We start from the raw sequence: 4,375 nt of genomic DNA on the forward strand, positions 1-4,375 counted from the left end.
CGTGATCGACCGGGTGCCGCGTGAGCTGGAGGCCCGGCAGGTGGAGATGCTGCAGTTCCTGGCCGCCCAGTTGGTCGAGCGGCTGGAATCGCGCCGCGCCGCATTGCCGGATGCGCCGGCACGGCAGGCCCCGCCGCAGTAGCCCGTCCGCCGCATTCCGCCCGGCCACCGGACCGTGATCCGCCTTTGATCCGCCAGCCGGCGGAGGAGGAGGGGGCGGGGCGCGGGTGGTGTCGGATTGCGCCTACGCCGGCCGGCCCGGCCTTCCGACGCACCGCTCTGCGGTGCGGGCGCCCAATGGCAGCCCCAGACGACGGGTCTGTTTTTGGAGGGTTTCCCCATGTTTTCCAACCCGGCTGTTCCCTCGCCGCTGCGTTTCGGCGAAAGCGTCCCCTCCGCCCAGATGGGGGAATTCGGCGGCTTCGGCCTCCAGTGGCAACAAGGCGATGGCGCCATCGACGGAGACGGCCAGCAGGCCTTCCGCTCTGCCGCATCCGAATACCAATACGGCGACAGCTGCCGTTTCGAAACCCAGGCCCAAGGCTGAAGCCAGGGGGTGCGACAACGCAAGCGCGATCCGCGTGTAGCGGGTGGTTGATTCTTCCCGGACGCTACTGCCGGAAAGCGGTTTTCACTGGGAATGGATGGCCTGCCCGGAGGGACTCGAACCCCCGACCTATTGCTTAGAAGGCAATTGCTCTATCCGGTTGAGCTACGGGCAGACGGAAAAAGAAAAAGACGCGGGGCCTGCAGGCCCTGCAGCATGGACTGGACGCCGTGTGGCACATCGGGACGATGGCAGGCGGGTCCGTGCGAGGCGTGAATGATACCTGCCTGCCGGGGCCTCCCCGGTCTTTTTGGCCCCTGGCGTTTTGCGGCAACCGGGGGCTTGCGGGTATAACGCAAGGGCAGGCGCCCATCGGGTGCGCCCGCTCCCCCATCACCCCATGCCGCACAGCCTCTCACTCATCAACACCATTGCCGCGGCGCTGGGCCTGGCGCTCGTGCTGGGCTTCATCGCGACCCGCATCCGCCTGCCGGCCCTGGTGGGCTATCTGCTCGCGGGCGTGGTGATCGGCCCCTTCACCCCGGGTTTCGTGGCCGATGGCGAAATGGCCAGCCAACTGGCGGAGATCGGGGTGATGCTGCTGATGTTCGGCGTGGGGCTGCATTTTTCGCTGGGCGATCTGTTGGCGGTGCGCAAGATCGCCGTGCCCGGGGCGCTGGTGCAGATGGCGGTGGCCACGCTGCTGGGCATGGGCCTGGCGCTGTGGTGGGGCTGGGGCCTGGGCGGGGCGCTGGTGTTCGGCCTGGCCCTGTCGGTGGCCAGCACCGTGGTGCTCTTGCGGGCGCTGGAGACGCTGGGCATCCTGGATTCGTACACCGGCCGCATCGCCGTCGGCTGGCTGGTGGTGGAGGACCTGGCCATGGTGCTGGTGCTGGTGCTGCTGCCGCCGCTGGCGCAGTGGCTGAACGGCACCGCCGGGGCGGGCAGCACGGGCGAGCTGTGGAAGGCGCTGGGCTGGACCATCGCGCAGGTGGGCGGCTTCGTCGCGCTGATGCTGGTGGTGGGGCGGCGGGTGTTCCCGTGGATCCTCTGGCAGGTGGCGCGCACCGGCTCGCGCGAGCTGTTCACGCTGTGCGTGGTGGCGGCGGCGGTGGGCATCGCCTTCGGCTCCGCCGCGCTCTTCGGCGTGTCGTTCGCGCTGGGGGCTTTCTTCGCCGGCATGGTGATGCGCGAGTCGGAGTTCAGCCACCGCGCCGCCCAGGAGTCGCTGCCGCTGCGCGATGCGTTCGCGGTGCTGTTCTTCGTCTCCGTGGGCATGCTGTTCAACCCCTGGGTGCTGGTGGAGCGTCCCTTGCAGGTGCTGGCCGTGGTGGCCATCATCATCCTGGGCAAGACGCTCGCGGCGGCGGCCCTGGTGCTGGCCTTCCGCTACCCGCTGAACACGGCGCTCACGGTGTCGGCCAGCCTGGCGCAGATCGGCGAGTTCTCGTTCATCCTGGTGGGCCTGGGCGCCTCGCTGGGGCTGCTGCCGCCGGAAGGGGCCAGCCTGGTGCTGGCCGGTGCGCTCATCTCGATCGCGGTCAATCCGCTGCTGTTCCATGCCATCGCCCCGCTGCAGGAGTGGCTGCGCGCCCGCTCGGCCCTGGCGCGCCGGCTGGAGCAGCGCGACGACCCGCTGGCGGAGCTGCCCCTGAGCACGCACCGCCGGTACCTCGCGCGCCAGGTGGTGCTGGTCGGCTACGGCCGCGTGGGGCGGCGCATCGCGGCGGCGCTGTCGGAGAGCGACATCCCCTTCGTCGTGGCCGAGCAGAACCGCGACCTGGTGGAGACGCTGCGCAACGGCGGCATGGCGGCGGTCTACGGCGACGCGGTTGAGCCGGCCGTGCTGATCCAGGCGCACATCGCCCGGGCGCACATGCTGGTGATCGCCACGCCGAACACGCTGGACGTGCGCCAGATCATCGCGACGGCGCGCACGCTCAACCCGGAGATCGAAACCGTGGTCCGCAGCCACAACGAGGCCGAGGCCCGGCTGCTGGAGCAGGAAGAGGGCGTGGCCAAGGTGTTCCTCGGCGAGGAGGCGCTGGCCGCGGCGATGACCTCGCATGTCCTGGGCCGCGCCGGCGAGCGCCAGGCCGAGGCGACGGCGCCGGGCGCGCTGGAGGAGCGGCACGCTTCGGTTTGAGCCAAATCGGGCTCCACGGCATGATTGACTAGGGCATATTGCTACTATTTTTGTAGCAATCTGCAGGGGCCTTGGCGCGCCTCATCCCGTCTGTCCGTCTGTCCGTCTGTCCGTCAGGTCGTCAGGTCGTCTGCAGGCTGGCCGGCGCCGTGGCGCTGGCCCCGTGCCTGTCTTGCCCCGGCTTCAGTCGGCCTCTTCGAACACCAGCGACGGCGTGGCCATGACCCGGGCCGTGTCGCCCAGCGCCGGGATCAGGTGGTTGGCGAAGTAGCTGTTCTGCGTGTCGGGCTCCAGCGCGGCGACGGCCAGGTTGGCCAGGGGCTGGTTCAGCGGCACGTAGTAGCTGCCTTCGGGCACGTCGATGGCGGTGCGCACGGTGGTCACGCGCACGCGGGTGATGTCCTGCTGGCCGGCGATGTTGCCTCGCACGTCCTGGCGCACGCCTTCCTCGCGGCCGGTTTCCTGGTAGCTGTCGCTCAGGAGCGAACCCGGCTCGGCCACCCGCATGACCTGCAGCCCGAGCAGCTTGAGCCGCTCGGCCGCCTGGCCCGCCGTGGGCGAGAGCCAGTAGCCGCAAGGGCGGGGGGCGCGAGGCGACGGTGCGCAATTCGAGCGACGAGTTCCAGTCCACGCGCACGGTGCGGTCCGCGCCCGTCGCGGGGTCGAGCATGACGAGGTCGCGCTGCGTGGCGGTCGGCCCCGCCTCGATGGCGACCTGGCCGCGGCAGGCCTGCGCCGCGGTGTCGCGCACCACGAACGAACGCACCTGCTCCAGGTTGCCGGCCCGCTCGGCCGTGCTGCGCAGCGCGCTGGACAGCGCGGTCACCTGGGCATGCACGCGGCGCTGGATGTCCAGCCGCCCGATGCCCACGCCGCGCGTCTCCACCAGCAGGCTGACCGCGTTCTTGAGGCCGTTCACGTTGCGGCCCGTGTCGGGTTGCGTGCCGCCCATCGACACGCGGCGGTCCTGCGGGTCGGTGGAGGTGGTGTAGTACCACTCGCTGGTCAGGCCCTGGCCCTGCAGCGCGGCCGCCATGGGCTGGTGGTACCACTCGCGCGCCGCCTTGGTGAGGAACTCGGGCACGTTGGCCGTGGTGGCGTACTGCAGCAGCGCGTCGTACTTCTGGATGGCACCGAACTTCTCCAGGAAGCGGCCAGAGACGGTGTATTCGTGCGCATCGAGCACGGCGATGGGACGGTAGTCCCGCGTGAGCCGCGCCAGGGCCTGGGCCTCGGGCGTGTTCAGCAGCAGGTGGTCGCGGTTCATGTCCGTGCCGTTGGCCGTGGCGCGGGTGCCGGCCTCGGCGCCGTCCGGGTTGGCGCGCGGCACCACGACCACGTTGATGCGGTCCAGCAGCGGCTCCAGCAGGCCCTGCGACAGTTCGCGCGCCATCACCAGCAGGGCTTCGCCGCCGGCGGGCTCGTCGCCGTGCTGCTGCCCGATGAGCAGCACCGTGGGCTTGCCGCTCGCATCCAGGCTGGCCACGTCGGTGTTGGGCGCGTGCGTGAGCACCAGGGCCTGCAGGGGCGTGCCGCGTTGGGACATGCCCAGGTCCAGCACCGTGGCCTTGGTGGCGCCCTGCGGCGTGGCGGCGAGCTGCCGCAGCCACTGGGCGGCCTCGGCATTGGTGGTGAAGGCGCGGCGCCCGTCGGCCAGGCCAGGGGTGTCGTAGTGCACGGCC

Annotated in this window: 2 protein-coding genes, 1 tRNA gene and 1 pseudogene; 2 read left to right on the forward strand and 2 right to left on the reverse strand. The window is 70.8% G+C overall.

The window, feature by feature from the left end:
- Positions 1–340: 340 nt before the first annotated feature.
- Positions 341–547 (forward strand): hypothetical protein, encoded by a 207-nt coding sequence (locus tag AC27KI_RS19480; RefSeq protein ID WP_272568429.1) that lies wholly within the window; start codon positions 341–343, stop codon positions 545–547.
- Positions 548–645: 98 nt separating this feature from the next.
- On the opposite strand, the gene AC27KI_RS19485 is transcribed toward AC27KI_RS19480, so the two are convergent.
- A tRNA-Arg gene (locus tag AC27KI_RS19485) sits at positions 646–722 on the reverse strand.
- 225 nt (positions 723–947) lie between these two features.
- On the opposite strand from AC27KI_RS19485, the gene AC27KI_RS19490 reads away from it, so the two are divergent.
- Complete coding sequence (locus AC27KI_RS19490) at positions 948–2,693, forward strand: cation:proton antiporter domain-containing protein (RefSeq protein ID WP_487115342.1); 1,746 nt, start codon at positions 948–950, stop codon at positions 2,691–2,693.
- Between the two features lie 183 nt (positions 2,694–2,876).
- Here the strand turns inward: AC27KI_RS19490 and AC27KI_RS19495 are convergent.
- A pseudogene (locus AC27KI_RS19495) lies at positions 2,877–4,375 on the reverse strand (M14 family metallopeptidase); the annotation flags it as partial.

It is taken from the genome of Acidovorax sp. KPB24-03 (genome assembly GCF_057546605.1).

Coding starts and splice junctions, on each gene's coding strand:
- AC27KI_RS19480 (WP_272568429.1), top strand. CDS start 341: ATGTTTTCCAACCCGGCTGTTCCCTCGCCGCTGCGTTTCGGCGAAAGC.
- AC27KI_RS19490 (WP_487115342.1), top strand. CDS start 948: ATGCCGCACAGCCTCTCACTCATCAACACCATTGCCGCGGCGCTGGGC.